The sequence below is a fragment of the Saccharothrix syringae genome, assembly GCF_009498035.1.
GTDB classification, from domain to species: domain Bacteria; phylum Actinomycetota; class Actinomycetes; order Mycobacteriales; family Pseudonocardiaceae; genus Actinosynnema; species Actinosynnema syringae.
This window is the reverse complement of sequence record NZ_CP034550.1, coordinates 1,892,399-1,918,069: the sequence shown is the minus strand read 5'-3', so window position 1 is coordinate 1,918,069 and position 25,671 is coordinate 1,892,399. Positions and strand designations below refer to the sequence as shown.

Sequence of the window (25,671 nt, the reverse complement as noted above, 5' to 3'; positions counted from 1 at the left end):
AACTCCTGGATGTCGTCATGAGAAGGCTTCGCGTTACGCGACCTATCCAGTTGTCCACCGATCGTGTGACAGCGGGGGCCATCAGTGACAACTCATTCGGGATAGATACCCGATTGATCGTCCCGTAGACCCGCTTGGGCGGCTACGCTGCCCCAGACGACACCACTTTCGGTCGATCAGTGGCGCGGCTGATTGGACGAAAGTCCCGGTGCCGGTCGGGGGGCACGACCGACTCCAGGGAGGTAGTGACGTGGCTGCCGTCGGCTTAGGTCAGGCCGTTCGTACCACGCCAGCCGGCTCGTTGCCGGCGAACATGGTCCCGCACCCGCGGGAGGAGCTTTTTTCGGTGTTGGTGGTCGACGACCACCCGCTGCTGAGGGAGGCGATAAGCGCTCGGCTCACCCAGATGGGAGCCGGGACGGTGCATGAGGCGGCTTCGGTCGCGGAGGCTCGGGCGCGGGCACTCGCAACCGGACCGTGTGATCTCGCGATCCTCGATCTGGGTCTGCCGGACGGAACCGGCATCGACCTGGTCACGGAACTCCGTGCCCAGGGCTGGCCCCGCATCGTGGTCCTCGCGTCCTCCGACGACCCCTACGCGGTCAGGTCGGCCTTCCAGGCGGGCGCCCAGGCGTACCTGCTGAAGTCCGCCTCGCCGATGGTGGTCACCGACGGGGTGCGCAGGGTCCTCGACGGCGGCGTCTACGCGGACCCGAGCGTCGCGCCCGTGCTCGCAGCGGGCACGAGGGTGCCGGGCACCGACAACACGCCGCGGGAGCTGTCCGCGCGTGAGGTCGAGGTCCTCCAGCTGGTCGCCGATGGCCAGAGCAACAAGGAGATCGGCGAAGCGCTCAGCCTTTCCGCGCTGACGGTGAAGAGCCACCTGTCGCGGATCGGGCGCAAGCTGGGCACCGGGGATCGGGCTCAGATGGTCGCGCTGGCCATGCGTGCCGGCGTGATCCGCTGAGGCGGGTTACCGCACTGAACCGGCCGAACACACCCGCGAGTGGTGCGTTCGTCGTAGGGTCTTCCGCCGTGGACGTACCCTCCGACGAGCCAACCGAACCAACCGGAGCTGATCCGGTGCCGCTGGTGGAACCCGCTGACGGGGTGCCACCGGTCGTCGCCGACGCCCCGTCGCTCCGGCGTGCCGCTGACGCGCTCGCCGGAGCGACGGGTCCGGTCGCGGTGGACACCGAGCGAGCCTCGGGCTACCGCTACTCGCAACGGGCCTACCTGGTGCAACTGCGCCGGGCGGGCGCCGGGACCGTGCTGGTCGACCCGATCGCCCTCGGCGGTCGGCTCGACCCGCTGGTCGAGGCGCTGGACGGGGCCGAGTGGGTGCTGCACGCAGCGTCGCAAGACCTGCCGTGCCTCGCCGAACTCGGCCTGCGCCCGAGCACGTTGTTCGACACCGAGCTGGCGGGCAGGCTGGCCGGTTTCGAGCGGGTGGCGCTGGGCACGCTCGTCGAGCGGTTGCTCGGCTACAGGTTGGAGAAGGGGCACGGCGCGGCCGACTGGTCGCGTCGGCCCCTGCCGGCCGAGTGGCTGAACTACGCCGCGCTCGACGTCGAACTGCTGATCGAGCTGCGCGACGTGCTCGAACAGGAGCTCAAGCGGCAGGGGAAGCTGGAGTGGGCGCTCGAGGAGTTCGAGGCCGCCCGCACGGCTCCCCTGCCGCGCCCGCGCGCGGAGCCGTGGCGCCGCACGTCGGGCATCCACCGCGTGCGCAGCCCGCGGCAACTGGCCGCGGTGCGCTCCCTCTGGGAGGCCCGCGACGCCCTGGCGCGCGAGCGCGACATCGCACCGGGCCGCGTCCTGCCGGACTCGGCCCTGGTCGAGGCCGCCGTCCGCAACCCCGCGGACGAACCGGCCCTGCTCGCCCTGCCCGTCTTCCGCGGCCGGGCGCAGCGACGGCTGGTCGGCGTGTGGCTGGGCGCGCTCCAACGCGCCGCCGCCCTGCCGAAGTCCGAACTGCCGGAAGCGGCCCAGCAGCACGACGGCCCGCCACCGCCCAACCGCTGGGCGGACAAGGACCCGGCCGCCGCGGCCCGCCTGGCCGCCGCCCGAACGGCGCTGACCGCCATCGCCGAGGCCAACACCCTGCCGGTGGAGAACCTGCTCCTCCCCGACCTGGTGCGCCGCACGTGCTGGCAGCCCCCGGCGGACACCTCACCCACCGGCGTGGCCACCGCCCTCCGCGAGGCCGGCGCCCGCCCCTGGCAGGTCACCCTGACCGCCACGGCCCTGGCCGAGGCCCTGAACACCGCCCCGGCCTGACCCACCCGTCCCGCCCGCATGACACGCGGCCCCGGAACGCCCAACACACCGGCCTCGAACGCATGACACGCCCGACCTGAGCGCACGACACACCGGTCCTGAACGCACGACACGCGGTGTCGGAGTGGACGACACGCGGTGTCCGAGTGGAGGACACGCCGGTCTCAAGCACTTGAACCCGCGCGTGTCCTCCGCTCAGGCACCGCGTGTCCTCCGTTCGGGCACCGCGTGTCGTGCGTTCAAGGCCGGCGTGTCATGCCTCCAGCACCCGCGTGTCATGCGTTGAGGGTCGGCGTGTCATGCGGTCAAGGCCCCCGAGTTCAGCAGTCGGGTTCCGGGTTCGGGGGCGAGCCGGTGTCCTTGCGGCGTTCGGAGGTCTCGCGACGGGCGATGGCGCGGATGGCGGCCATGGCGGCGTCGCCCAGGACGGTGCCGACCACGACGTTCTCCAGGGCCTCGTCCTCGGAGTCGGCGCCCAGGGCGTAGTCCAGGTCGGCCTCGGCCAGGGGGACGCAGGCGCGCGCGTAGGCGTCCAGCACGCCGGTGAACCGCTCGTGCCCCACGTCCCGCGCCGTGGTCAGCACGGCGACCAGGGCCTTGAACGCGTAGGAGTCCGGGCGGGGCGTCCAGCCCTGCCGCTCCACGAACGCCCGCGCCACCTCGCGCGCCGCCTCGTCGGACGCGTCGAGGTCCGGCGGCGCCATCGCGGCCGAGATCGTGCCCATGGCCTTGTGCAGGGACTTCTCCGGGTCGTCCAGCGCGCCCAGCACGTCGCGGACCGCCGCGATCGACAGGCCGCCCAGCTCGACCATCGCCCGCACGAGCCGCAGCCGGCGCAGGTGGTCCTCGGTGTACCGCGCCTGGTTGGGGCTGGTCAGCTCACCGGCGGGCAGCAGACCTTCCCGCAGGTAGTACTTGATCGTCGGCACGGGCACACCGCTGCGCCGGCCCAGCTCCGCGATGCGCATCGCACGAACCCCTTCCTGAGAGGACCCTCAGTATGGATACTGTAGCTATCCGATAGTAGAAAGTGTCACTATCCGTTCCTAGGAGTCCAGCATGGCCCGCTTCCTGCGGTGGCACCCGCCCCTGATGGTGTTCTCCCTGCTCATGGCAGCCCTGGTCGTCGTGTCGACGGTCGGGCTGGTGGTGGACGACCGGATTCTGGTCGGCTCACCGATCTGGTTCAAACCGTTCAAGTTCAGCGTGTCCCTCGTCCTGTACTCCGTCACGCTGGCCTGGATGCTCAGCCTCACCACGCGGCTGCGCCGCACCGCCCGGTGGGCCGGCACGGCCGTCGCGGCGGCCGGCGTCCTGGAGATGGCGATCATCGTCATGCAGGTGGTCCGGGGCAGGCAGAGCCACTTCAACGTGGCCACGCCGTTCGACGCGCTCATGTGGCGCGTCATGGGCGTCACCATCTCGACCCTCTGGGTCATGCACGCCGTGATCGCGGTGGCGCTGCTGCTGAGCGGGTTCCGCGACCGGGCGACCGGCCTGGCGGTCCGGCTCGGCCTGCTGCTGGGGCTGGTCGGCCTGGGGCTGGGCCTGCTGATGGCCCTGCCCGTCGCGGGCCAGGACGTCGCGGCGGGCATCGCGGGCGCCCACAGCGTCGGCGTGCCCGACGGCGGCCCGCAGCTCGCGCTGACCGGGTGGAGCACCACCGGCGGGGACCTGCGCGTCCCCCACTTCGTCGGCATCCACGCCCTCCAGGTCCTGCCGCTGGTCGTGCTGCTGCTGCGCGGCCGCGCGAACACCCGGCTGGTCTGGGGCGCGGCGATCGGCTACGCGGGCCTGATGGCGCTGCTGACCTGGCAGGCGCTGCGCGGCCAGCCGCTGCTGCGACCGGACCTGATCACCGCGCTGGGCGCCCTGGCCGTGGCGGCCTGGACCGCGGGCTCCGCGGCGTGGGCGCTGCGCGACGTGGGCGACCGACCGAGCCCCCGTCAGGCGGTGGCGGTGTGACCGGCGCCCTGTTCGAGATCACCTTCTGGCTCACCGTCCCGTTCTGGGGGCTCATGATCTTCGCCCCCGGCTCCCCCCTGACGGCCAGGATCGCCGCCTCGCCGCTGATCGCGGTGCCACCCCTGGTCGTGTACTCGGTCCTGGTCGCCGGGCACCTGCCGCAGCTCTGGGCCACCATGAGCACGCCGGACCTCGCGGAGCTGCGCGCGTTCGCGGGCTCGGCGTGGGGCGCCTCGGCGGTGTGGGCGCAGGTGATCGCGTGGGACCTGCTGATCGGGGCCTGGATGTACCGGGAGGGACGTCGGTTGCGCCTGCACCCGCTGCTCATGGGTCCCCTGCTCGTCCTCACGATCGTCCTCTCCCCGTTCGGCTTCGCCCTGTTCCTGGCCATCCGGTACGCCTGTGACCGACGGAACAGGGGCACCACCGTGGTTACCGGCCAGTAACAGGGGCTAGAGTTGTGTTACCGATCGGTAGGAGAGGAGACGCCGTGGCCGCACCAGTAGCGCCGGCACGCGTTCGCAACGTGGTCTTCGTGGACGGTGTGCGCACGCCGTTCGGCAAGGCCGGCCCCAAGGGAATCTTCGCGGAGACCCGTGCCGACGACCTGGTCGTCAAGGTGATCCGCGAGCTGCTGCGCCGCCACCCCGAGCTGCCCCCGGAGCGGGTCGACGAGGTGGCCATCGCCGCCACCACGCAGACCGGCGACCAGGGCCTGACCATCGGCCGCACCGCCGCGCTGCTGGCGGGCCTGCCGAAGTCGGTGCCCGGCTACGCCATCGACCGCATGTGCGCGGGCGCGATGACCGCCGTGACGACCTCGGCCAGCGGCATCGCGTTCGGCGCGTACGACGTGGTGATCGCGGGCGGCGTGGAGCACATGGGCCGCCACCCGATGGGCGAGGGCGTCGACCCCAACCCGCGGTTCCTGTCCGACAAGATCGTCGACCCGTCCGCCCTGGTGATGGGCTCCACCGCGGAGAACCTGCACGACCGGTTCCCGCACATCACCAAGGAGCGCGCCGACGCCTACGCGGCCGCCTCGCAGGCCAAGTACGCCGACGCGGTGAAGAACGGCAAGATCGGGCCCGAGCTGGTCCCGGTCGCCACCCGCTCCGCCGAGCACGGCTGGGGCCTGGCCACCGCCGACGAGCCGCCGCGCCCCGGCACCACGGTCGAGGACCTGGCCAGGCTCAAGACCCCGTTCCGCCCGCACGGCCGGGTCACCGCGGGCAACGCGGCGGGCCTCAACGACGGCGCCACCGGCTGCATCCTGGCCGAGGAGGAGACCGCCCGGGAGCTGGGCCTGCCCGTCGGCATGCGCCTGGTCGGCTACTCGTTCCTGGGCGTCGAGCCCGAGGTCATGGGCGTCGGCCCGGTGCCGGCCACGGAGAAGGCCCTCAAGCGCGCCGGCCTGACCATCGACGACATCGGCCTGTTCGAGATCAACGAGGCGTTCGCCGTGCAGGTGCTCGCCTTCCTCGACCACTTCGGCATCGCCGACGACGACCCGCGGGTCAACCAGTGGGGCGGCGCGATCGCCACCGGCCACCCGCTGGCCTCCTCGGGCGTGCGCCTGATGACGCAGCTGTCGCGGCAGTTCGCCGAGCGCCCGGACGTGCGCTACGGCATCACCACCATGTGCATCGGCATCGGCATGGGCGGGACCGTGATCTGGGAGAACCCGCACTGGAACGGAGAAGCCAAGTGACCGCGTTGACCGCCGACGAGGCCAAGGCCCTGTTCCCCGACGAGGTCGTGACGGTCGCGAGGACCCGCCTGGTCACCGTGCCCGGCCTGACCGGCCCGGTCGCCCTCATCACCCTGGACAACGGCCACGACCACACCCGGCCCAACACCTTCGGCCCGCAGTCGCTGGTGAGCCTGGGCCAGGCGTTCGACGAGGCCGCCGCGGCGTCCCCGGTGGCCATCGCGGTCACCGGCAAGCCGTTCATCTTCGCCGTGGGCGCGGACCTGACCGCCGTGGAGGGCGCGACCTCCCGCGAGCAGGCCCTGGCCACCGGCGCGCTCGGCCACGACGTGTTCCGCAAGTTCACCGACTCCGCCGTGCCCACCTTCGCCTTCGTCAACGGCGCGGCCATGGGCGGCGGCCTGGAGCTGGCGCTGTCGTGCCACTACCGGACCGTGGCGTCCAACGTGGCGGCCATCGCGCTGCCCGAGGTGTTCCTGGGCCTGTTCCCCGGCTGGGGCGGCACGCAGCTGCTGCCGAACCTGATCGGCCCGGACGGCGCGGTCACCGTGATCTTCGAGAACGCGCTCAACCAGAACAAGATGCTCAACCCCAGGCAGGCCCTGGACCTGGGCATCGCGGACGCGCTGTTCGAGTCGGCGGACTACCTGGAGCAGTCGCTGCTGTGGCTGGCCTCCGTGGTGCGCGGCGAGGTCACGCCCGCCCGCAGGGAGATCGACCGCGGCGCCGGCTGGGACGCGGCCGTCGCGCGGGCCCGCGCCATCGTCCACGGCCGGACCAAGGGCGCGGCGCCGGGTGCGCTCAAGGCCCTGGAGCTGCTGGAGCTGGCCAGGGAGAACGACCTCGACCGCGGTTACGCGGCCGAGACCGAGGCGCTGGCCGACGTCGTGATGAGCGACGAGCTGCGGGCCGGGCTGTACTCGTTCAACCTGGTGCAGAAGCGGGCCAAGCGGCCCGCCGGCGCGCCGGACAGGTCGCTGGCGCGCAAGGTCACCAAGGTCGGCATCGTCGGCGCGGGCCTGATGGCCTCGCAGATGGCGCTGCTGTTCGCCCGGCGGCTGGAGGTGCCCGTCGTGCTGACGGACATCGACCAGGCCCGCGTGGACAAGGGCGTCGGCTACGTGCACGGCGAGGTCGACAAGCTGCTGGCCAAGAAGCGGGTGTCGCCGGACAAGGCCAACCGCCTCAAGGCGCTGGTGACCGGGTCGCTGGACAAGGCGGCGTTCGCCGACGCGGACTTCGTGATCGAGGCCGTGTTCGAGGACCTGGGCGTCAAGCAGAAGGTGTTCGCCGAGGTCGAGGAGCACGTCTCGGCCGAGGCGGTGCTGGCCACCAACACCTCGTCGCTGTCGATCACCGAGATGGCGTCCGGCCTCAAGCACCCCGAGCGGGTCGTCGGGTTCCACTTCTTCAACCCGGTCGCGGTCATGCCGCTGCTGGAGATCGTGCGGGCCGACCGCACCGACGACGCCACGCTGGCCACCGCGTTCGCCGTGGGCAAGCAGCTCAAGAAGTCCTCGGTGCTGGTCAAGGACGCCCCGGCGTTCGTGGTCAACCGGCTGCTGACCCGGTTCATGGGCGAGGTCGTCAAGTCCATCGACGAGGGCACGCCGTTCGAGGTCGCCGACAAGGCCACCGAGCCGCTGGGCCTGCCGATGTCCCCGCTGGTGCTGCTCCAGCTCGTCGGCCCCGCCGTGGCGCTGCACGTGGCCGGCACGATGCACGGCGCGTTCCCCGACCGCTTCGGCGTGTCGGAGAACATGAAGCGCTTCGTCGAGGCGGGCAAGACCGCCGTGTGGCAGTGGGACGCCTCCGGCAACCAGACCGTGGACCCCGAGGTCCAGGCGCTGTGGCGGTTCGGCGACCGGCCGCTGACCGGTGACGAGGTCTTCAACCGGGCCCTGGAGGCCCTGGCCGAGGAGATCCGCATCATGCTCGACGAGGGCGTGGTGGCCGAGGCGCAGGACATCGACCTGTGCATGATCCTCGGCGCGGGCTGGCCGTTCTGGCTGGGCGGCGTCACGCCGTACCTGGACCGCGCGGGCATCTCGGAGAAGGTGACGGGCAGGCGCTTCCTGCCCGCCGGCGTCGCCTCCGTCCCGGCCTAGCGATCCCCCGCGCCGCGCCCGGTCGCCCTTCGTGGCGACCGGGCGCGGTGTCGTAGTGCGAGCGGGTGCTTGTGCGGCGGCAGCCGGGTGAGTGCCCCTCGCGGAGGTCGCCCCACCACGATGTTTGGGTGTCATGACGCCCCACCGCCGTGCCGCCGCGCCCCACCGCCGGAGGTCCCGCGCCCGCCGCCCGAGCCCCGACCCCGTGCGGGTGGAGGAGCTGGTCGCCTTCCTCAGCTCCGACCGCGGCTGGCGGGAGGAGGTGGGTCGGCGGCTGGTGGCCCGGCTCGACCAGCGGCTGGTGCGGTCGGCGCGGGCCGGCGGCTGCCGGCCCCTCGCGCACGTCGCCGAGGAGCTGGACAGCCAGGCGTGCGTCGACCTGGGGCCCGGTGCGCCCTACCAGCTGGCGAAGGCCGTGTACGGGCAGGTGCGGCTGCGCGGTGCCGCCCGGCTGCGGCAGACCGCGCGCAGCCTGCGCGTGCTGGGCGTGTACCTGTGCGGCAGCGACCTGGCGCGCTGCCCGTGCACCGAGGCGCTGGCCCGCGACCCGCAGCAGGCGCGGGTGGACCGGGTGGTCACCGGCGCGTTGGACGGGGCGGGGTTCTAGGCGGGTTTCGCCCGTGGCGGTGGCGGGCAACTGGACCACGTGGGCGAGATCCGAGTGGGCACGTCGGGCTGGCACTTCCCGGAGTGGCGCGGCGACTTCTACCCGCGCGGCCTCCAGCAGCGCCTGGAGCTGGGTTTCCTCGCCGAGCGCCTGGACACCGTCGAGGTCAACGGCTCGTTCTACGGGCTGCGCAGGCCCACCGACTACAAGTCGTGGTTCGAGCGCACGCCGGACGACTTCGTGCTGTCGGTCAAGGGGCACCGCGAGGTCACCCACGCGAAGCGGCTGGCGGACGTCGGCGAGGACCTGGCCAGGTTCTACGACTCCGGCGTGCTGGAGCTGGGGCACAAGCTCGGCCCGGTGCTGTGGCAGCTGCCGCCGGGCCTGCCGTGGCGGCCCGGGCGGCTGGCCGCGTTCCTGGACCTGCTGCCCGGCCCGCCGGTGCGGCACGTGCTGGAGATCCGTCACCCCACCTGGGACAACCCGGAGCTGGTCGAGATGCTGACCGAGCGCGGCGTGGCGCTGTGCGCGGCCGAGTCGGCGGGCCGGTTCCCGGAACCCCGGGAGGTGACGGCCGACTTCGTGTACGCGCGGCTGCACGGCGACCAGGAGCTGTACGCCAGCGCCTACTCCGACGCCGCGCTGGACCGGTGGGCGGAGCGGGTGCGGGAGTGGGCGCGGACGCGCGACGTGTACGTCTACTTCGACAACACCATGCGCGGTGCCGCGCCCCACAACGCCCTGGCGCTGATCGAGCGGCTCAGGTGAGCCCCGGTACCCGGTCCAGTTCGATGCCGAAGTGCTTGGCGTAGGCGGCGAGCAGGGCGTCGTCGTCCAGCTCCTCCTCGCGCTTGCCGTCCCCGTCGGTGGTGATCAGCTTGGTACCGGCGATGGTGATGCGGCCGGTGGGCGTGGGCAGCGTGCACATCGGGGCGCGCCGGAACGGCGAGGCGGGGTAGTGCTGCTGGTACCAGCACATGGCCCGGAACTCCTCCAGCTCGCGCGGGCGCAGTTCCAGCCGGTACTGCCGCTCGCCGTCGAGCAGCACCTCCACGTCGCCCTCGGGCGTGTCCGCGAGCCGGAACACGCCCGCCTCGTCGTGCTGGTCGCCCCGGTCGGTCAGGTCCAGCGGCCGCAGGCCGGAGCGGCCGAAGCCCACGTCGACCAGCAGGTCGCCCACCCGCAGCGCCACGTGGGCCAGCGGCGGGCCGTAGGAGCCGTTGTTGAACACCCTGGCGGCCAGCAGCACGACGTCGTGGCCCAGCGCCCTGAGCAGGGCGGCGAACGCGCCGTTGAGCTCGTAGCAGAACCCGCCCCGACGCCGGTTGACGACCTTGTCGACCAGCCGGTCCTCGTCCAGGCCGATCTCCTCGCCGAGGTGGATGCTCAGGTTCTCGAACGGCACCGTGCGCACGTGCCGCTCGTGCAGGTCGGCCACGGTGTCGGCGCGGGTGGCCCCGAGCAGGGCCAGGTAGGCGTCGAGCGTGCGTTGATCCATGACCGCCAAGTTCCGGCACCGACCGCGGTGGTGATCAAGCGCCCCCGGGCCGGCGCGTTCGGGAAGGCGAACGCGGTCAGGTACGTCCGGGCACCCGGTCCAGCTCGATGCCGAAGTGCTTGGCGTAGGCGGCGAGCAGGGCGTCGTCGTCCAGCTCCTCCTCGCGCTTGCCGTCCCCGTCGGTGGTGATCAGCCTGCTGCCCGAGATGGTCACGCGGCCGGTGGGCGTGGGCAGCGTGCACATCGGGGCGCGCCGGAACGGCGAGGCCGGGTGGTGCTGCTGGTACCAGCACATGGCCCGGAACTCGCCCAGCTCGCGCGGGCGGAGTTCGAGCCGGTACTGGGGTTCGCCGTCGAGCAGCACGTCCACGTCGCCCTCGGGCGTGTCGACGAGCCGGAACACGCCCGCCTCGTCGTGCTGGTCCTCCCGGCTGGTCAGGTCCAGCGGCCGCAGGCTGAACCGGCCGGAGCCCACGTCGGCGAGCAGGTCGCCCACCCGCAGCGCCAGGTGGTCGAACGGCGGGCCGTAGGTGCCGTCGTGGAAGACCTTGGCCGAGAGTTTTTGCACGTCGTGGCCCAGGGCTTCGAGGAGGGCGGCGAACGCGCCGTTGAGCTCGTAGCAGAACCCGCCCCGACGCCGGTGGGCGATCTTGTCGACCAGCCGGTCCTCGTCCAGGCCGATCTCCTCGCCGAGGTGGATGCTCAGGTTCTCGAACGGCACCGTGCGCACGTGCCGCTCGTGCAGTTCCGCGACGGTGGCGGCGCGGGTGGCCCCGAGCAGGGCCAGGTAGGCGTCGAGCGTGCGGTCGTCCATGCCACCAACCTCCAACATCGAGTGCGGTGGAGGTCAAGCGGGGTGCCGGTACACCGGCCGGTCAGCGGGTACCCCGCGGACCGTGGGCGAGGTGCGGATCGGGACGTCGGGGTGGGTGTACCCGTACTGGCGGCGCGGCGCGTTCTACCCGGAGGGGCTGGTCCAGCGCCGCGAGCTGGAACACCTCTCGGGCCTGATGAGCTCGGTCGAGCTGAACGGCTCGTTCTACTCGCTGCAGCGGCCGACCAGCTACCTGGCGTGGGCGGCGCAGACCCCGGACGACTTCGTGTTCGCGGTCAAGGGCGGCCGGTTCATCACGCACCTCAAGCAGCTGCGCGACGTGGAGGTGCCGCTGGCCAACTTCTTCGCGTCGGGCATCCTGGCGCTGGAGGGGAAGCTGGGCCCCTTCCTGTGGCAGCTGCCGCCCCGGACCGCCTACGACCCGGACCGCCTGACCACGTTCTTCGACCTGCTCCCCCGCAGCACCCGGGAGGCCGCCAAGCTGGCCGAGGGCCACGACGAGCGCCTGCCGGAGGAACGGGCGTGGGTCACCACCGAGGCCGACCGCCCGCTGCGCCACGCCCTGGAGGTCCGCCACCCCACGTTCCTGCGGCCGGAGTTCCACGACCTGCTGCGCGCCCACGGCATCGGCCTGGTCGTCTCCCACTCGGCGGGCGTGTACCCGTACCTGGAGGACGTGACGGCCGACTTCGCCTACGTGCGCCTGCACGGCAACCAGGCCCTGTACGCGGGCAGCTACACCGACGCCGAGCTGGACGGGTGGGCCCGGAAGGTGCGCGACTGGTCGGCGGCCCACGATGTGTACGTGTACTTCGACAACGACACGGACGCCGCCGCGCCGCACGACGCGATCCGGCTGGCCGCCCGCCTGGCCGATGGCTGACCAGCTGCTCGACCGCGCCGCCAGGCTGATCCTGGCGGTCGCCCGCGACGGCCCGGACTGCACCTGGTGCCGGCGCCCGTTCACCGACCGGGTCACCCCCACCACCGACCACCTGGTGCCGAGGGTCAAGGGCGGCCCGTCGTGGCTGGAGAACGAGGTGGCGGCCTGCCGGCGCTGCAACCGCGAGCGCGGCCACCTGTCCCCGTCCGACTGGCTGGCCGAGTGCGAGCGGCGGGGGTGGCACCCGGACGCCGACCGGGTCGCCCGGGTGCTGACCGCGCTGTCCGCGGCCATCGCGACCAGGGGCGGCCAACGCCGCGCCCGGCCGTACCTGGAGGGACAACTGCGCAGGTTGAGGCGCCGCGCGGCGTAAACCACACGAACCGGTGAACGCCCGGCCGGAACCGCGACAACCCGGTCCCGGGTGTGGAACCTGGTGGCATGAAGATGATCACAACCCTCGTCGCCACCACCCTGCTGACCACCGGCACCGCCCACGCGGCCGCCCCCGAGTGCGACCGGGGCGAGTTCTGCGCGTGGTCGGGCGCGGACTACGCGGGCCAGTCCCACCGGCTCGACCTGGAGACGGCCAACCCGGGCGAGTGCATACCCCTGCCGGGCGGCTTCGTAGCCCGGTCGTTCGTCAACCACCTGACCCGGGACGCGTCGGTCTACCAGGGGGCGACGTGCTCGACGGAGGCGGAGTTCACCACCTACCCCGGCGGGGGGACCTACGTGCCGGACGCGCCGTTCGCGGTGAGGGCGATCCAGGTGTGGGAGTAGTGGCGCCCGGCGGTGGTGGGTGGGGTCCGCCCGCCCACCACCGGTGACCTCGCCCATTCCAAGCGAATTCATTCCCGATTCTACTTTGGCTCGAATTCCTGCACACGCCACTGCTTCATCCGGGCGAATAGCGAACAACCCGCCCGTGCCGGCACGGGCGTTCCGGCACACTCGTTGCGCACGCGCGCTGAATTCACTCGAACAGGCCCGGGGAACGACACCTTATTGCGGATACCCAGAGCGATGACCCGGGTACTTTCGGTCGTCAGGCACGAGAGGGGAGACTCATGCCGTTCATGGCGAGTGGCGGTGGCCAGGGGGTTCCGGCTCCACCCGCGGCGGTGACGATGCAGGTGGAGCCGGACAGGGTCCTGGCGCTCAAGGCGCGGTACGAAGCCGTGCGGGACTCGGTCCAGGACTTCCTCGACGCGCGGGGATCGGCCTTGCGCGCCGTTCCGCTGGCGGCGGACGAGGTGTCCGGCGACGCGGCGGAGGTGTTCTCCGACAACGCGACCACCGCCATCGAGGTCAGCAGGCGGTTCGTCGACGAGTTGAACCTGAACATCGAACAACTGCACCAGGCGGCCGTGGGGTACCGCCTGGTCGAGGACGGCGGTGAAACCGCCATCCGGCAGATCGGGAAAAGCACCGGCGATGCCTAGGAACGCGTCGACCGCCGCCGTGCTGGCCCTCCTGCTCGCCGGCTGCGCGGCCAAGCCGGGCACCCCGACCCCGGAGAGCACCGGCCCGGGAACCACCGGCACGAGCACCGGCGCCGCCTCGGCCGACCAGGGCGCGACGCGTCCCCGGGAGGTCAGGCTCGACGGCAGGGACCCCTGCGGCCTGGTGTCCGAGGCCCAGTTGCAGCAGATGCGGTTCGACCGGCCGGGGCGCGGCGGGACGGACCCGACGTTCAAGTCGCCGTACTGCTCCTGGACGGTCACGGGTCAGTCCGTCCAGCTCATCCCGGTCACCACCGAGGGGATCGAGGCGTGGAGCGGCGGCGGGCGGAAGGGCAGGCCCACCGAGGTCGAGCCGGTCGCGGAGTTCCCGGCGATCACGGTCACCCTGCCGGACGACCCGGACCGGTGCGACCTGCTCGTGGACACCGCGGAGGGGCAGTACCTGTCGTCCGCGTTCTCGGTCAGCCCGAGCTTCCGGGACCGCTTCCCCCAGCCGTGCGACGGGGCGCGGCGGTTGGCGGAGGCGGCCATGCAGAACCTGTTGAGGTGAGGGGGGAACGGCGGTGGGGATCGGCAACCACAACTTCGACGCCCAATCGCACCGGCAGCTCTACGACAAGATCCACGGCGGCCCCGGCCACGCGGCGGCGCAGGCCGTCGACGATGCCTGGAACGACTTCCGCGCGGTGATGGGCAACGCCAAGGCGGAGCTGACGTCGGCCGGTGCCGAGGCGGGGGCCTCATGGATCGGCGCGGCGGGCGAGCGGTTCACCGCCGGCAACGCGCCGCTGGTGCAGTGGGCCGAGGACGCCCGCGCCGCGGGGGTGGAGACGCACAACTCCTTCCTGGCCCAGACCTCGCACTACAGCGGCGCGGTGACGGGGATGCCGGAGCCCGTTGAGGTCACCTCGACCGCCAACGACGACTACTGGGGCGTACCGGCGGGCTTCACCCACCTCGTCGGCGGGCAGACCGACCAGGACGTCCAGGAGCAGCGGGCGCAGGAGGCCAAGCGCGAGGCGGTCCGGGTGATGAACGACTACCGGGACGGCGCCTCCGCCGCGGTGGACTCCCTGGGGGCCTTCACCCCGCCGCCGGCGGTCACCGCGCGGGTCGTCGAACCGGCGACGGCCGGGCAACCCGAGGCGCAGCGGCACCAGCAGCACTCGCCGCACGTCGCGGAACACCGGTGGGGCACGACGAACCCCCCGACCGACCGGGGCACGCCCGTTCCGGACGGGCAGCCGGTGCCACCGGCGGTCGCGCCGATCGGCGGCGACACCGGCACCTCGGGCGTCACCACGCCGTCGGACGCCGCTGCCCGACCCGCGCCCGTCCCGGTGCCGCCACCGCAGCACGCGCCGCCCCCACCGCCTGCCGCCGCGCCGTTCGCCCCCGGCCCGATGGGGCCGTCACCCCTCGGCACCCGGAACCCGCCCGCAGGCGCCCGGGGCACGAGGGGCTTCGGCGGCACGCCCGGCGGTGGCGCGCCCGGCGGCCGGGGAAGCGGTGGCCCGGGAGGCGGGCCGCGCTGGGCGGGTGGCACGCCGGGGCAGCCGGGTCACGGCGCCGACCGGCCGCTCGGCCCCGGCACGTCCTCCGGCATCGGCGGGGCACGGCAGCCCACCGACCGCCCCGGCGCGGGCACGCCCGCCGCGAGGGGCGGGACCGGCGGCCCGGTGGCGGGCGGCCCCGCGGGCGCGCCGCAGCGCGGCCGGGACGAGGACGACCTGGAGCACAGGACCGCCCCGTACCTGGAGGAGCTGGAGGACGTGTGGGGCCAGGACGACGTCCCGGCGGTCGCGCCGCCGGTGATCGGGGACGACCACCGGTGACGGTCACCCTGTCCCGGTTGGAGTTCGAGCTGTGCTGGGACCACCTCGGCCTGGGCGAGCAGCCGACGATCCTGGCGATCCCGTCCCACGGCGCGACGCTGGACGAGCGGCGGGCCCTGTTCCACGGCGCGTGGGACGGGCTCCGGGCGCGGGGCCTGGTCGAGCGGGGCGCGGTGGACGCCGGCCTGGCCGGGTGGCTGGACCTGCTGGCGCGGCCGGAGCGCGAGGTGGACGCCCGCCTGCGGCTGGACGCCGGCCCGCGGGTGCGCGCGGTCGCCGCGGCCCGGCGCCGGCACGCCGTGCTGGCCGTCCTGACGGCCGACGGGCTGCGGCTGACCCGGGTCGACGAGGGTTCGCTCGCCGCGTCGGTGGTGTCGCTGCTGCCGCCGCACACCACGCCCCGCTCGCGGTCGATCAGCCTGCCCGCCGCGGTCCTCGACCACGCCGCCGCGGTGGCGGGCGAGTCGGCCACCCGGCTGGAGAGGGCGTTGTGCGACGGCGGCCTGCCGCGCCCGGACGCGCGGAAGGTCGGCTCGGTGCTGGGCAACGTGGTGCGGATGGGCCAGTTCGGCGCGGCGGTCCGGCCGACCGCGCGGGGTCGACCGGGACCACGCCGGCGCGGCCCCTACGCGGTGTCGTTCTACGACACCCCGGAGGGCCGCTGGCAGTTCACCCGCCGCCCCTCCGGCGACGGCCGCGAGTGGTCCACGCTGAGCCCCGCCGACCAGCCGCGCCTCGTCCGCGCGGTGTCGGAACTGCTGGCCGGCACCGGCTGAGCCCGGTCCGCCGGGGCTGCCGCGAGGCGCTCCTCCCACCGATGACCAGGGGGAACGCGGGCCGCGAGTCCAGGTTCGAGGGGAAGGACGCCAGGCCACCTCGTCGGCAGCCCGACGGCACCCGGCCGAGCCGCGTCGACCACCGCGCAGCCACCGCGCGGGCGCGAGGCGCTAGTCTCCCCCCGCGGCCCGCCGGGCACCGGGTTCCCCCGTCGCTGCCCCCACCCGCACGTGTATTTCGCGTGCCCAGGTGGGGGATCAACCGGTGGCTCTCGTGCGCCGCAGCGCCCAGCAGTTGCTCGACATGTCCGACCGGCTGCACACGGTGCTCCGGGAGCAGGCCCGCATCCAGTTCGAGTCGGGGGTGGGGGCGGCCGAGGTGCGGTCGTGGCAGAACAGCCTGCCGGCCTTCCTGACCGACGTGGTGGAGGCCGGACTCGGCCACGTCGAGGTGCTGCTGGAGCACAAGCTGCCGCACAACCCGAAGCGGGTCGACGTGGTCCTGTGCGGCACCCACCCGCGCCGCGGCACGCCGTCCTACGTGCTGGTGGAGCTCAAGCAGTGGTCGAGCGCCGAACCGGCGGGCGGCGACCTGGTGCGGGTGCCGCGGTACCCGGAGCCCGTGCTGCACCCGGTCGAGCAGGTGCGCCGGTACTGCGAGTACCTGGTCGACTCGACGCCGGCCCTGGCCGAGCGGCCCGACGCGGTGCACGGGCTCGCGTACCTGCACAACGCGCTGGAGTCCGGCGTCTGGCGCCTGTCCCAATACGGGATGGACGAGTACGGCCGGCTCTACACCATGGACACCCGTGCCCAACTGGTCGACCGCCTGCGGGCGCTGCTCGACACCGACCCGGCCACCCGGGAGGCCGCGAGCCGGGCGGCCGAGGACCTGCTCAACGCCCGGCACGCCCCGTCGAAGCCGCTGCTGGACCTCGCCGCGCGGGAGATCCAGGACCGGGAGCAGTTCGTCCTGCTCGACGAGCAGCAGGTCGCCTACAGCACGGTCCTGCAGGCCGTCGAGCGGGCGCGGACGAGCCGGACGCAGACCGTGGTGGTCGTGCTCGGCGGTCCCGGCTCCGGCAAGAGCGTCATCGCGCTGAGCCTGCTCGGCGAGCTGGCCCGCCTGGGCCGCCGCGCCTACCACGCCACGGGGTCCAGCGCGTTCACCAACACGCTGCGCAAGGTGGCCGCCAAGCGCGCGCCGCGGGTGAAGAGCATGTTCAAGTACTTCAACAACTTCATGGACGCCGAGCCGCGCGGGCTGGACGTGCTGATCTGCGACGAGGCCCACCGCATCCGGGAGACCAGCGTCAACCGGTACACCCGCGCCGAGGCCAGGCAGCGCGCCCGCCGCCAGGTGACCGAGCTGATCGACGCGGCGTGGGTGCCGGTGTTCCTGCTCGACGAGCACCAGGTGGTGCGCCCCGGCGAGATGGGCTCGCTGCGGGAGGTCACCGCCGCGGCCGAAGCGCTCGGCTGCCGGGTGGAGGTCGTGCACCTGGCCGGCCAGTACCGCTGCGGCGGGTCCGAGTTCTTCGACGCCTGGGTCGCCGGGCTGCTGGAGATCGGTCGCGGCCGGGCGCGCGCCTGGTCCGACCTCGTCACGCGCGAGGACGAGGACTTCGTCGTGCGCACCGCCGGCTCCCCCGCCGAGCTGGAGGAGTGGCTGCTGGCGCGGCGGGCGGAGTCCGGCGGCACCGCCCGGCTGGCCGCGGGCTACTGCTGGCGCTGGAGCGACCCGGTCGTCGTGGACGGCACGAAGGTGCTGGTGCCGGACGTGCGGATCGGGGACTGGCAGCGGCCGTGGAACGCCAAGCCGGACAAGCGCGTCCCCGACGCACCCGAGTCGCACTACTGGGCCAGCGACGAGCGCGGGTTCGGCCAGGTCGGCTGCGTCTACACCGCCCAGGGCTTCGAGTACGACTGGGCGGGCGTCGTCTTCGGCCCCGACTTCGTCCGCCGGGACGGCCGGTGGGTCGCCCAGCGGCAGTTCTCCCACGACCCCGCGGTGAAGAAGGCCGACGACGCGCACTTCCGCGACCTGGTCCGCAACACCTACAAGGTGCTGCTCACCCGCGGCATGCGCGGGGTGTGCGTGCACTCCACCGACGCCGAGACGCAGGAGTACCTGGAGAAACTGGCACGCTGACGTCACCCCCGGCGCGGCACGCCGATCGCCAGCACGGCCGTGTCGTCCTCCACGCCCTCGCCGAGCCGGTCCAGCAGTCCTTCGAGGGCCCTCACCGCCCCCGCCGCCGAGGTGGGGGCGGTGGCTTCGGCGAACTCCAGCAGCGCCTCCTCCTCGTACCTCGTGCCCGGCCCGGTCCTGGCCTCGGTGATGCCGTCGGAGTAGAGGACGAACACGTCACCCGGGCCCAGTCGGACCGCGGCCTCCGCGATCACCGCGTCGGGCAGCACGCCGATCAGCTGCCCGCCCGGCGTGTCCACGTACTCCGCGCTCCCGTCCGCCCCCAGCAGCAGGCCGGGCGGGTGACCTCCGGACGCCAGGGTGAGGGTGCAGCCGCCCGCGTCGACCGCGAGCACGCCGAAGGTCACCGTGCAGAACCTGGGCAGCGCCTCCTGCACCTGCCCGAGCACCGTGTTCAGGTTGGTCAGCACGGCCACCGGGTCCGGGTCGAACACGGCGGCCGAGCGCAGCGTGTACCTGGTCAGCGACGTCACCGTCGCCGCCTCCGCGCCCTTGCCGCACACGTCGCCCAGGAACAGGCCCCACCTGCCGTCGGCCAGGGGGAACACGTCGTAGAAGTCGCCGCCCACCTGGTACAGCGAGGCGTGGTGGTAGTGGCTTGCCAGCTCGATCCCGGGCACCTCGGGCAGCGCCGGCGGCAGCAGGGTCCGCTGCAGCGTGGTGGCCAGCTCCCGGATCTCGTCGCGCTCCCGCTCGGCCTGCCTGCGGGCCCGCAGCAGCTCCTGCTCGTACGCGCGGCGGTCGCGGGCGTCGAAGACCGTGGTCCGGATCAGCGTCGGCCGACCGCCCTCACCGGTCCTGAGCGCGCAGTTGACCAGCACCGGCAACCGCCGCCCGTCGGCGGCGACCATCTCCAGCGCCACCTCGCGGACCTCGCCGTGCATGCGCAGCAGCGGCGCCAGGTGCGTCTCGTGGTAGAGCTTGCCGCCGACGTTGAGCAGGTCGGCGAACGTGCGCCGGCCGACCAGCTCGTCGCGCTCGTAGCCCAGCCACCGCAGCAGGGTCGTGTTCACCTTCGCGATGCGCCCGTCCAGCATGGTGGACAGGTAGCCGCACGGCGCGTTGTCGTAGAGGTCGTCCGCGCTGTCCTCCAACATGGCCGAGAACTCGACCTGGTCGTGGTCCGGGCCGCTCCCGGTGCCGCACCTCACCCCAAGCCTGACACGGACCCCGAGACGACCGCCACCGCGCCGGACGGCCACCCACCCGGACCGGCGGCCACGACGTCGTCCCCGCTGCGCACGTCCACCGGCCCATCCTGTCACCGACCGCCCGGGACGGCGGCGCGAAAACCGATCCAACCCGGAATTGTCGGTGCCCGCGGCTACCGTGCGGGTCATGCGGATGTCGAACGCCACCGAGCTGACCGCGGACCACCACGCGGCGCTCGCCGAACTCGGCCTGCGCGTGGACCACCTGGACGAGGCGATCTGGGCGGGCGTGGACGCGCGGGCCTCCGCGCCGCCGCTCGGCCCGACCAACGGCGCCGGGCTGCTGGACTGGATCCACCGCGTCGGCAAGCTGCGGGAGGTCCTGGTCGCCGAGGGCTGGACCCGGGTCGACAAGTGGAACGCGGGCCTGGTCCAGCACCCCACCAAGCCGGTCGTGCTGGGCACCCTCCAGGGCAACCGCCACACCGGCACGCCCGGCGCGCCGCTGCGCAGCGACTACGCCAAGGGCCCGGCGATCGCGGCGATGATGCGCGGCAACGACAGCGACCAGTTCACCCTGTTCGACTCGCTGCACGCGCACGAGTGGAAGCTGTGGTTCCTGGTCACCTACCCGCACCAGGAGGACGACCGGCTGGTGGTGCTGCGCGAGGTCGCGCAGCCCGAGCCCACCCCGCAGGGCCAGGTGGTGGACCGCTGGGCCCGCCGGATCACGCTGCCGCCGCTGGTGTTCGGGCCCCTGCCGGTCCAGCGGGACGTGGACGGGCCCGACGACGTCGAGGTGCCGGTGACGCTGAGGCGGTAGCGGCCCTGGAGGCACCCCGGGACCCGCGGTCGTCCCCGGCCCAGACGGCACCGGCCTCCGACAACACCCGCCTCCGACAGCACCGGCCCTGGACAGCACCGGCCCTCGACAACACCGGCCCTCGACAACACCGGCCCTCGACAACACTCCCGGCCGGCGCTCCCCACAGCGCTCCCCGCCACCCCTCCCCGACAGCGAGGTGTCCGCCACACCCCGGCGGTAGTGCAGAATGGCGCGATCATGCTCACGCCGTCGCGACTGGCCCTGGCCCGCACCCGGCGCGGTCTCACCGCGGCGGAGCTGGCGCACAAGGCCGGCACCAGCCCGGCGAGCATCGGCGACTACGAGCGCGGCCGCCGCCGTCCCCGGCCGGAGACGGCGGCCAGGCTCGCCGCGGCCCTCGGCTTCCCACCCGGCTTCCTCGCGGCCGGCGACGTGCCCGAGGTCGAGGCCACCTTCACCACCCCCGCCCCCCGCCGCCGCAGGGACGCCGCCACCGCCGCCGCCCGCCTGGCCATCGGTTTCGCCGACTGGCTGACCCGCGCGTTCACCCTCCCCGACCCGGACGTGCCGACCTGGCACCACGCCGACCCGGAGACCGCCGCCGGCATGGTGCGCGCCCGCTGGGGCATGCCCCGCCGCCCGGCGCCCAACATGGTCCACCTGCTGGAGGCGCACGGCGTGCGGGTGTTCTCGCTGCCCCCCGACTGCGCCGCCGCGGGCGCCTTCTCCTGCCGCCACGCCGGCACCCCGTACGTCTTCCTCGACCCCACCGCCTCCCCCGCGCAGGCCCGCCTCGACGCGGCCCGCGAACTGGGCAGGCTCGTCGGCACCACCGACCCGCAAGCGTTTGCCACCGCCTTCCTGCTGCCCCGCGCCGACATCCTGGCCGGCGTGCCGGGCAACGCCGTGACCGAGCAGGTCGCCGCCCACGCCGGCACCTGGCACGTCGACCCGCTCACCCTCGCCCACCGGCTGCGCGACCTCGACCTGCTCACCCCGCCCCGGCACGCGACCGTGTGCCGGCACCTGGCCCGCCGCCCCGCCCCCGAGGCCCGGCGCGAGACCTCCCAGCTGCTGGCCAAGGTCTTCCGCGCGCTGCGCGAGCGCGGCACCACCCCGCACCGCGTGGCGCACGACCTGCTGCTCGATGTGGAGGAGCTGAACGGCCTGGTGTTCGGCCTCGTCCTGACGGCCCTGCCCGGCCGGGGCGAGCGCGCCGACCACCCCAGACCGCACCTCACCCTCGTCCGCACCTGAAAGACCCGCACCTGAAAGACCCGCACCCGGACGACCCGCACCCGGCCCGAAAGGCACACCGTGGACCGACCGCTCACCGCCGCCGAGCTGTTCGACGCCGTCGGCCGCGGCTACGAGGAGGCGTTCGGCCGCCCGCCCGTCGTGGGCGAGGCCGTGCGCCTGCTGCTCGACCGCCTCCCCGAGCACGCCCACGTCCTCGACGTCGGCAGCGGCACGGGGCGGCCCGCGGCCGAGGAGCTGACCGCCGCCGGGCACCGGGTGCTGGGCCTGGACGTGTCGCGCGCCATGGTCGAGATCGCCACCGAGCAGGTGCCCGGCGCCGAGTTCGTCCACGCCGACGTGCGCGACTGGGAGTCACCGCGGCGGTGGGACGCGGTGTGCGCGTTCTTCCCGTTCCTGCAGATGACCCGGGACGAGGTGGCGGCCGTGCTGGGCCGCATCGCCGGCTGGCTGGTGCCGGGCGGGCTGCTGGCGCTGGTCACCGTCCCGATGGACGTGGAGGACCTGGAGGTGCCGTTCCTCGGCCACACCGTGCGGCTGACCAGCTTCGCCACCCCCGACCTGCTCCGCCTCGTCGAGCGGGCCGGCCTGGTGGTGCTGGAGAACCGCTCCGCCCTGTTCCACCCCGACCGCGAGGGCCAGCCCGTCGAGGAGCACCTGCTGGTGCTCGCTCAGGCCCAGGCCCCGGACGCCTCCGCCAGGTAGTCCTCGAACGGCCGCGCGTCCCGCCCCAGCACCGCCGGCACGCCGTCGGACACGTGCGCGTCGTGCCCGCCGCGGATGGCGACCAGCGACCCCGTCAGCACCTCGGCGTAGTCGGGGGCCATCCCGCCGTCCACGAGCATCGCGGTGAACGCCGCCGGCGCCACGTCCACCAGCTCCGGCGTCCGCCCCGACACCGCGCCGATCCGCTCCAGCACCGACGGGAACGACAGCGCCCGCGGACCGGACAGCTCGTGGACCGCCCCCACGGGCCCCTCCCCCGTCAGCAGCGCCACCGCCACGTCCGCGATGTCCCGCGCGTCGATGAACGGGTGCGCCCCGTCGCCGCCCGCGGGCAGCACCACCTGCCCCGCGCGCACCTGCGGCAGGAAGAAGTCCTCGCTGAAGTTGTGCGAGAACCACGTCGGCCGCAGCACCGCCCAGTCCACACCGGACTCCCGCACCGCCCGCTCGCGCCCGTCACCGTCCGGGATGCCCCGCGCCGACAGCAGCACGAGCCGCCGCACCCCCGCCTCGACCGCCCGCGGCACGAACGCGGCCACCTCGGCGTCGTCCAGCGTGAACGTCGGCGGCACCAGGTACGCGGCGGTGGCGCCCTCCAGGGCGGGCCCCCACGTGGCGCGGTCGAACCAGTCGAACGCGATCGGCGACTTGCGCGACACGGGGCGGTGGTCGACGCCGCGCGCGCCGAGGGCCGCGGCGACGCGGCGGCCGGTCTTGCCGGTGGCTCCAACAACCAGGATCGTCATGCCACGAGCCAACCAACGACGGCCCGCGCCGGACATGGCCCAGCGTCGCCGGCGCATGTTCAATCGTCCACGTGGACGCTCTCACCGACCTGCTGCGCGGCGTGCACGCGCACGGCGCCCAGGTGTGCCGCTCGCTGGCCTCGCCACCGTGGTCCCTGGCGATCTCGGCCACCGCGCCGCTCACGCTCGCCACCCCCGTGCGCGGCGACGCGTGGCTGCTCGCCGACGACGGCACCCGCGCCTTCCTGCGCACCGGCGACGTCGGCCTGGTCCGCGGCCCCTCGCGGTTCGTGCTGGCCGACGACCCGGCCACCCCGCCGCAGGTCCGCGTCGGCGAACCCGGCTGCGAGCGCTGGCGGCTGGGCACCCGCACCTACGGGCTCGACGCCGACGGCGAGACCGTCGTGGTCATGGGCAGCTACGAGGTCGAGGGCAGCATCTCCGACCGCCTGCTCAACGCCCTGCCCGCCGCGTTCGCGGTGCCCTGCCCGGACGGCCCGTGCCCCGCCCTGGGACTGCTGTCCGCCGAAGCCGCCAAGGACCGGCCCGGCCAGGACATCGTGCTCGACCGGGTGCTCGACCTGCTGCTGGTGTTCGCGCTGCGCGACTGGTTCGACCGCCCCGACGCCGACGCGCCCGCCTGGTACCGGGCACTGGGCGACGACGTCGTCGGCCCAGCCCTGCGGGCGATGCACGACGCGCCCGGCCACGCCTGGACGGTCGCCGAGCTGGCCACCCGCGCCGGGGTGTCCCGGGCCGCGCTGGCCCGGCGGTTCACCGCGCTGGTCGGCGTGCCGCCGCTGACCTACCTGACCGAGTGGCGCATGGACGTGGCCGCGGGCCTGCTGGCCGAACCGGGCACCACGGTCGCCTCGGTGGCCCGCGCCGTCGGCTACGCGGACGGGTTCGCGTTCAGCACCGCGTTCAAGCGGGTGCGCGGCGTGCGGCCCAGCGACCACCGTGTGGTAGCCCTGCGGGCATGAACAACCTGGAAGACCTGCGGGACGCCCTGCGCCGGTTCGCCGCCGCCCGCGACTGGGACCGGTACCACACCCCGAAGAACCTCGTGATGGCCCTGTCCGGCGAGGTCGGCGAGCTGACCGACCTGTTCCAGTGGCTCACCCCCGAGGAGGCCGCCCGCGCCATGGAGGACCCCGAGCTGGCCTGGAACGTGCGCGACGAGCTGGCCGACGTCGTGCACTACCTGGTGCGGCTGGCGGACAAGCTCGACGTCGACCTGGTCGAGGCCGCCTTCGCCAAGATCGAGCGCAACGAGCACCGCTTCCCCACCGGCTCGCTCAAGCCCGTCGAGTGACCTACACGTAGGTCAGCAGGAGCAGCACCAGCGCCACCAGCAGCACCACGGCCAGCACCACCGGCGCCCACACCGGCGTCCCCGGCCGCGACCGGCCGCGGGAGTGCCTGCCCCGCCTTCTGCGCCACCGCCACGGCACTGGAGACCTCCCACGGACCGGCGCCAGTGCGGTTACGGTAAGGAGGGACACCGGGCGGACGTGCTCCGTCACCCGCTCGCCGGAGGCGCGTCGCCCGGACAGCGGCGCGGCCAACCGGAACGTGACGGTCCACCGGGAGGACGTGGCGGTGCGGGTCGTGGTGGTGGGCGCGGGGATCGCCGGCGTCGCGTGCGCGCGGGCGCTGGTCGACGCGGGTGCCGACGTCACCGTCCTGGAGCGGGCGCACACCTGCGGCGGCCGGATGGCGACCAAGCGCTACGACGGTCGGCGGGCGGACATCGGTGCCGGCTACTTCACCACCTCGGACCCCCGGTTCGCCGCCGTCGCCCAGCGGTGGCGACGGGCCGGGCTGGCCCGCGAGTGGACCGACACGCTCGCCGTCCACTCCCGCGAGGGCACGTCCTCCACCACGGGCCCCGTGCGCTGGGCCGCGGCCGGCGGGCTGCGCTCGCTGGTCGAGGACCTGGCGACCGGCCTGGACGTGGTCACGTCCCACGCGGTCGAGTGGGTCGAACCCGGGCCGCGCGTGGACGGCCGGGCCGTCGACGCCGTCGCCCTGGCCATGCCCGGACCGCAGGCGCTCCGCGTGCTCGACCCCGGCCTGCGCGCGGTCCGCGCGGTCGTCGCCGAGCAGCAGTGGCTGCCGTCGCTGGTGGCGACGCTGGTCCACGAGAGGCGGACCTGGCCCGACTTCCGCGGCGCGTTCGTCAACGACCACCCCGTCCTGAGCGCGCTGTTCGACGACGGCAGCCGCCGGGGCGACGGCGCGCCGGTGCTGGTCGCGCACACCGGGGACGCGTTCGCCGAGCAGTACGTGGCCGACGCCTCCGCCGCCGGAGACGAGATCCGGACCGCGGTACGCGACCTGCTCGGGCTGCCCGAGCCCGCGTCCCGGGTCCACGTGCACCGGTGGTCGTTCGCCCGACCCGCAAAGCCCGGGGAGGCGCCGTTCCACCTCGGTGCGGAGGCGGTCGGCATCGCCGGTGACGCGTGGGGCAGCCCGAAGGTCGAAACGGCGTGGCTGTCGGGCACCGCGCTCGGCCAGGCCATCGCCGCCAAGCTGTCCTGAACGGCGGAAAACCTCCCAGGGCACTCGCCACCGGGCGGTCCAGAACGCACAAAGCCCTCAGGGGCACCCGGCGAACCGGGTGCCCCTGAGGGAAAGAATGTTCGGCGGCGTCCTACTCTCCCACACCCTCACGAGTGCAGTACCATCGGCGCTGGAAGGCTTAACTACCGGGTTCGGAATGGGACCGGGTGTTCCCCAACCGCAATGACCACCGAAACACTATGAAATTACCAACCCGTAGGCAC

28 protein-coding genes and 1 rRNA gene are annotated in these 25,671 nt (G+C 73.7%); 22 read left to right on the top strand and 7 right to left on the bottom strand.

Going from position 1 to position 25,671, the window contains the following annotated elements; translation table 11 throughout:
* Positions 1-250 precede the first annotated feature (250 nt).
* Positions 251-967, top strand: a complete 717-nt coding sequence (locus EKG83_RS09115; protein WP_015099292.1) for a response regulator — start codon at positions 251-253, stop codon at positions 965-967.
* Between the two features lie 68 nt (positions 968-1,035).
* Positions 1,036-2,280 carry a ribonuclease D gene (locus EKG83_RS09110; protein WP_033432573.1) on the top strand — a complete coding sequence of 415 codons (1,245 nt, stop codon included), beginning with the start codon at positions 1,036-1,038 and terminating at the stop codon, positions 2,278-2,280.
* 320 nt (positions 2,281-2,600) lie between these two features.
* Here the strand turns inward: EKG83_RS09110 and EKG83_RS09105 are convergent, their stop codons facing one another.
* Positions 2,601-3,248, bottom strand: coding sequence for a MerR family transcriptional regulator (locus EKG83_RS09105; RefSeq protein WP_033432572.1), 648 nt, complete (start codon positions 3,246-3,248; stop codon positions 2,601-2,603).
* Between the two features lie 91 nt (positions 3,249-3,339).
* On the opposite strand from EKG83_RS09105, the gene EKG83_RS09100 reads away from it, so the two are divergent.
* The 6 genes from EKG83_RS09100 to EKG83_RS09075 all read left to right on the top strand — a co-directional run bounded on the left by EKG83_RS09100 (position 3,340) and on the right by EKG83_RS09075 (position 9,439).
* The gene (locus EKG83_RS09100; protein WP_033432571.1) at positions 3,340-4,245 is read left to right on the top strand and encodes a hypothetical protein; all 906 of its coding nucleotides are present in this window, start codon (positions 3,340-3,342) and stop codon (positions 4,243-4,245) included.
* Positions 4,242-4,691 carry an ABA4-like family protein gene (locus tag EKG83_RS09095; protein WP_033432570.1) on the top strand — a complete coding sequence of 150 codons (450 nt, stop codon included), beginning with the start codon at positions 4,242-4,244 and terminating at the stop codon, positions 4,689-4,691. Before EKG83_RS09100 ends, EKG83_RS09095 begins: the two co-directional genes overlap by 4 nt.
* Positions 4,692-4,735: 44 nt before the next feature.
* Positions 4,736-5,956, top strand: a complete 1,221-nt coding sequence (locus EKG83_RS09090) for a thiolase family protein (RefSeq protein WP_033432569.1) — start codon at positions 4,736-4,738, stop codon at positions 5,954-5,956.
* Positions 5,953-8,064, top strand: coding sequence for a 3-hydroxyacyl-CoA dehydrogenase NAD-binding domain-containing protein (locus EKG83_RS09085; protein ID WP_051766283.1), 2,112 nt, complete (start codon positions 5,953-5,955; stop codon positions 8,062-8,064). The genes EKG83_RS09090 and EKG83_RS09085 overlap by 4 nt, the downstream gene beginning before the upstream one ends.
* Before the next feature lie 133 nt (positions 8,065-8,197).
* A complete protein-coding gene (locus EKG83_RS09080) occupies positions 8,198-8,671 on the top strand; it encodes a hypothetical protein (RefSeq protein ID WP_084716703.1) in 474 nt (157 codons plus the stop codon).
* A 39-nt stretch (positions 8,672-8,710) separates the two neighbouring features.
* A complete protein-coding gene (locus EKG83_RS09075; protein WP_033432567.1) occupies positions 8,711-9,439 on the top strand; it encodes a DUF72 domain-containing protein in 729 nt (242 codons plus the stop codon).
* Here EKG83_RS09075 and EKG83_RS09070 read toward each other — a convergent pair.
* Positions 9,432-10,169: an arylamine N-acetyltransferase family protein gene (locus tag EKG83_RS09070; RefSeq protein WP_033432566.1), complete on the bottom strand. Its 738-nt coding sequence runs from the start codon at positions 10,167-10,169 to the stop codon at positions 9,432-9,434. The two genes, EKG83_RS09075 and EKG83_RS09070, sit on opposite strands and share 8 nt — an antisense overlap.
* 76 nt (positions 10,170-10,245) lie before the next feature.
* Positions 10,246-10,983 carry an arylamine N-acetyltransferase family protein gene (locus EKG83_RS09065; RefSeq protein WP_033432565.1) on the bottom strand — a complete coding sequence of 246 codons (738 nt, stop codon included), beginning with the start codon at positions 10,981-10,983 and terminating at the stop codon, positions 10,246-10,248.
* A gap of 82 nt (positions 10,984-11,065) precedes the next feature.
* Here EKG83_RS09065 and EKG83_RS09060 point away from each other — a divergent pair, with 82 nt between their 5' ends.
* The 8 genes from EKG83_RS09060 to EKG83_RS09025 all read left to right on the top strand — a co-directional run bounded on the left by EKG83_RS09060 (position 11,066) and on the right by EKG83_RS09025 (position 18,116).
* Complete coding sequence (locus EKG83_RS09060) at positions 11,066-11,887, top strand: DUF72 domain-containing protein (protein WP_033432564.1); 822 nt, start codon at positions 11,066-11,068, stop codon at positions 11,885-11,887.
* Positions 11,880-12,260: an HNH endonuclease gene (locus EKG83_RS09055; RefSeq protein WP_033432563.1), complete on the top strand. Its 381-nt coding sequence runs from the start codon at positions 11,880-11,882 to the stop codon at positions 12,258-12,260. Before EKG83_RS09060 ends, EKG83_RS09055 begins: the two co-directional genes overlap by 8 nt.
* A 68-nt stretch (positions 12,261-12,328) precedes the next feature.
* A complete protein-coding gene (locus EKG83_RS09050; protein ID WP_033432562.1) occupies positions 12,329-12,670 on the top strand; it encodes a peptidase inhibitor family I36 protein in 342 nt (113 codons plus the stop codon).
* Between the two features lie 287 nt (positions 12,671-12,957).
* Positions 12,958-13,332: a PE family protein gene (locus EKG83_RS09045; RefSeq protein ID WP_084716700.1), complete on the top strand. Its 375-nt coding sequence runs from the start codon at positions 12,958-12,960 to the stop codon at positions 13,330-13,332.
* Positions 13,325-13,903, top strand: coding sequence for a DUF3558 domain-containing protein (locus EKG83_RS09040; protein WP_084716698.1), 579 nt, complete (start codon positions 13,325-13,327; stop codon positions 13,901-13,903). The genes EKG83_RS09045 and EKG83_RS09040 overlap by 8 nt, the downstream gene beginning before the upstream one ends.
* A gap of 13 nt (positions 13,904-13,916) precedes the next feature.
* Positions 13,917-15,188: a PPE domain-containing protein gene (locus EKG83_RS09035; RefSeq protein ID WP_033432560.1), complete on the top strand. Its 1,272-nt coding sequence runs from the start codon at positions 13,917-13,919 to the stop codon at positions 15,186-15,188.
* Positions 15,185-15,964 carry an ESX secretion-associated protein EspG gene (locus tag EKG83_RS09030; protein ID WP_033432559.1) on the top strand — a complete coding sequence of 260 codons (780 nt, stop codon included), beginning with the start codon at positions 15,185-15,187 and terminating at the stop codon, positions 15,962-15,964. The genes EKG83_RS09035 and EKG83_RS09030 overlap by 4 nt, the downstream gene beginning before the upstream one ends.
* A gap of 265 nt (positions 15,965-16,229) precedes the next feature.
* Positions 16,230-18,116: a DUF2075 domain-containing protein gene (locus EKG83_RS09025; RefSeq protein ID WP_033432558.1), complete on the top strand. Its 1,887-nt coding sequence runs from the start codon at positions 16,230-16,232 to the stop codon at positions 18,114-18,116.
* Between the two features lie 2 nt (positions 18,117-18,118).
* Here the strand turns inward: EKG83_RS09025 and EKG83_RS09020 are convergent, their stop codons facing one another.
* Positions 18,119-19,327 (bottom strand): PP2C family protein-serine/threonine phosphatase, encoded by a 1,209-nt coding sequence (locus EKG83_RS09020; protein ID WP_033432557.1) that lies wholly within the window; start codon positions 19,325-19,327, stop codon positions 18,119-18,121.
* A 187-nt stretch (positions 19,328-19,514) separates the two neighbouring features.
* On the opposite strand from EKG83_RS09020, the gene EKG83_RS09015 reads away from it, so the two are divergent.
* From EKG83_RS09015 to EKG83_RS09005, 3 genes are all read left to right on the top strand, one after another.
* Complete coding sequence (locus tag EKG83_RS09015; RefSeq protein WP_153277960.1) at positions 19,515-20,150, top strand: hypothetical protein; 636 nt, start codon at positions 19,515-19,517, stop codon at positions 20,148-20,150.
* Positions 20,151-20,390: 240 nt separating this feature from the next.
* The gene (locus EKG83_RS09010) at positions 20,391-21,410 is read left to right on the top strand and encodes a helix-turn-helix domain-containing protein (protein ID WP_033432615.1); all 1,020 of its coding nucleotides are present in this window, start codon (positions 20,391-20,393) and stop codon (positions 21,408-21,410) included.
* A 60-nt stretch (positions 21,411-21,470) separates the two neighbouring features.
* The gene (locus tag EKG83_RS09005) at positions 21,471-22,115 is read left to right on the top strand and encodes a class I SAM-dependent methyltransferase (protein WP_033432555.1); all 645 of its coding nucleotides are present in this window, start codon (positions 21,471-21,473) and stop codon (positions 22,113-22,115) included.
* Here EKG83_RS09005 and EKG83_RS09000 read toward each other — a convergent pair.
* On the bottom strand, positions 22,082-22,882 hold the full coding sequence (locus tag EKG83_RS09000; protein ID WP_033432554.1) for an NAD(P)H-binding protein: 801 nt from the start codon (positions 22,880-22,882) through the stop codon (positions 22,082-22,084). The two genes, EKG83_RS09005 and EKG83_RS09000, sit on opposite strands and share 34 nt — an antisense overlap.
* Positions 22,883-22,953: 71 nt before the next feature.
* Here EKG83_RS09000 and EKG83_RS08995 point away from each other — a divergent pair, with 71 nt between their 5' ends.
* The gene (locus tag EKG83_RS08995) at positions 22,954-23,865 is read left to right on the top strand and encodes an AraC family transcriptional regulator (RefSeq protein WP_033432553.1); all 912 of its coding nucleotides are present in this window, start codon (positions 22,954-22,956) and stop codon (positions 23,863-23,865) included.
* On the top strand, positions 23,862-24,197 hold the full coding sequence (locus EKG83_RS08990) for a nucleotide pyrophosphohydrolase (RefSeq protein WP_033432552.1): 336 nt from the start codon (positions 23,862-23,864) through the stop codon (positions 24,195-24,197). The genes EKG83_RS08995 and EKG83_RS08990 overlap by 4 nt, the downstream gene beginning before the upstream one ends.
* A 1-nt stretch (position 24,198) precedes the next feature.
* Here the strand turns inward: EKG83_RS08990 and EKG83_RS08985 are convergent, their stop codons facing one another.
* Complete coding sequence (locus tag EKG83_RS08985) at positions 24,199-24,336, bottom strand: hypothetical protein (RefSeq protein WP_153277959.1); 138 nt, start codon at positions 24,334-24,336, stop codon at positions 24,199-24,201.
* A 121-nt stretch (positions 24,337-24,457) separates the two neighbouring features.
* On the opposite strand from EKG83_RS08985, the gene EKG83_RS08980 reads away from it, so the two are divergent.
* On the top strand, positions 24,458-25,426 hold the full coding sequence (locus tag EKG83_RS08980) for an NAD(P)/FAD-dependent oxidoreductase (protein ID WP_228122543.1): 969 nt from the start codon (positions 24,458-24,460) through the stop codon (positions 25,424-25,426).
* 99 nt (positions 25,427-25,525) lie between these two features.
* Here the strand turns inward: EKG83_RS08980 and rrf are convergent.
* Positions 25,526-25,642: ribosomal RNA gene (gene rrf, locus EKG83_RS08975) — 5S ribosomal RNA — on the bottom strand.
* Positions 25,643-25,671: the final 29 nt, after the last annotated feature.

What these genes read in the sequence shown, in the direction of transcription:
- EKG83_RS09050 (WP_033432562.1), top strand. Translation starts at nt 12,329, where the DNA reads ATGAAGATGATCACAACCCTCGTCGCCACCACCCTGCTGACCACCGGC.
- EKG83_RS09010 (WP_033432615.1), top strand. Translation starts at nt 20,391, where the DNA reads ATGCTCACGCCGTCGCGACTGGCCCTGGCCCGCACCCGGCGCGGTCTC.
- EKG83_RS09045 (WP_084716700.1), top strand. Translation starts at nt 12,958, where the DNA reads ATGCCGTTCATGGCGAGTGGCGGTGGCCAGGGGGTTCCGGCTCCACCC.
- EKG83_RS09080 (WP_084716703.1), top strand. Translation starts at nt 8,198, where the DNA reads ATGACGCCCCACCGCCGTGCCGCCGCGCCCCACCGCCGGAGGTCCCGC.
- EKG83_RS09100 (WP_033432571.1), top strand. Translation starts at nt 3,340, where the DNA reads ATGGCCCGCTTCCTGCGGTGGCACCCGCCCCTGATGGTGTTCTCCCTG.
- EKG83_RS09070 (WP_033432566.1), bottom strand. Translation starts at nt 10,169, where the DNA reads ATGGATCAACGCACGCTCGACGCCTACCTGGCCCTGCTCGGGGCCACC.
- EKG83_RS09055 (WP_033432563.1), top strand. Translation starts at nt 11,880, where the DNA reads ATGGCTGACCAGCTGCTCGACCGCGCCGCCAGGCTGATCCTGGCGGTC.
- EKG83_RS09000 (WP_033432554.1), bottom strand. Translation starts at nt 22,882, where the DNA reads ATGACGATCCTGGTTGTTGGAGCCACCGGCAAGACCGGCCGCCGCGTC.
- EKG83_RS09015 (WP_153277960.1), top strand. Translation starts at nt 19,515, where the DNA reads ATGCGGATGTCGAACGCCACCGAGCTGACCGCGGACCACCACGCGGCG.
- EKG83_RS09105 (WP_033432572.1), bottom strand. Translation starts at nt 3,248, where the DNA reads ATGCGCATCGCGGAGCTGGGCCGGCGCAGCGGTGTGCCCGTGCCGACG.
- EKG83_RS09065 (WP_033432565.1), bottom strand. Translation starts at nt 10,983, where the DNA reads ATGGACGACCGCACGCTCGACGCCTACCTGGCCCTGCTCGGGGCCACC.
- EKG83_RS08990 (WP_033432552.1), top strand. Translation starts at nt 23,862, where the DNA reads ATGAACAACCTGGAAGACCTGCGGGACGCCCTGCGCCGGTTCGCCGCC.
- EKG83_RS09040 (WP_084716698.1), top strand. Translation starts at nt 13,325, where the DNA reads ATGCCTAGGAACGCGTCGACCGCCGCCGTGCTGGCCCTCCTGCTCGCC.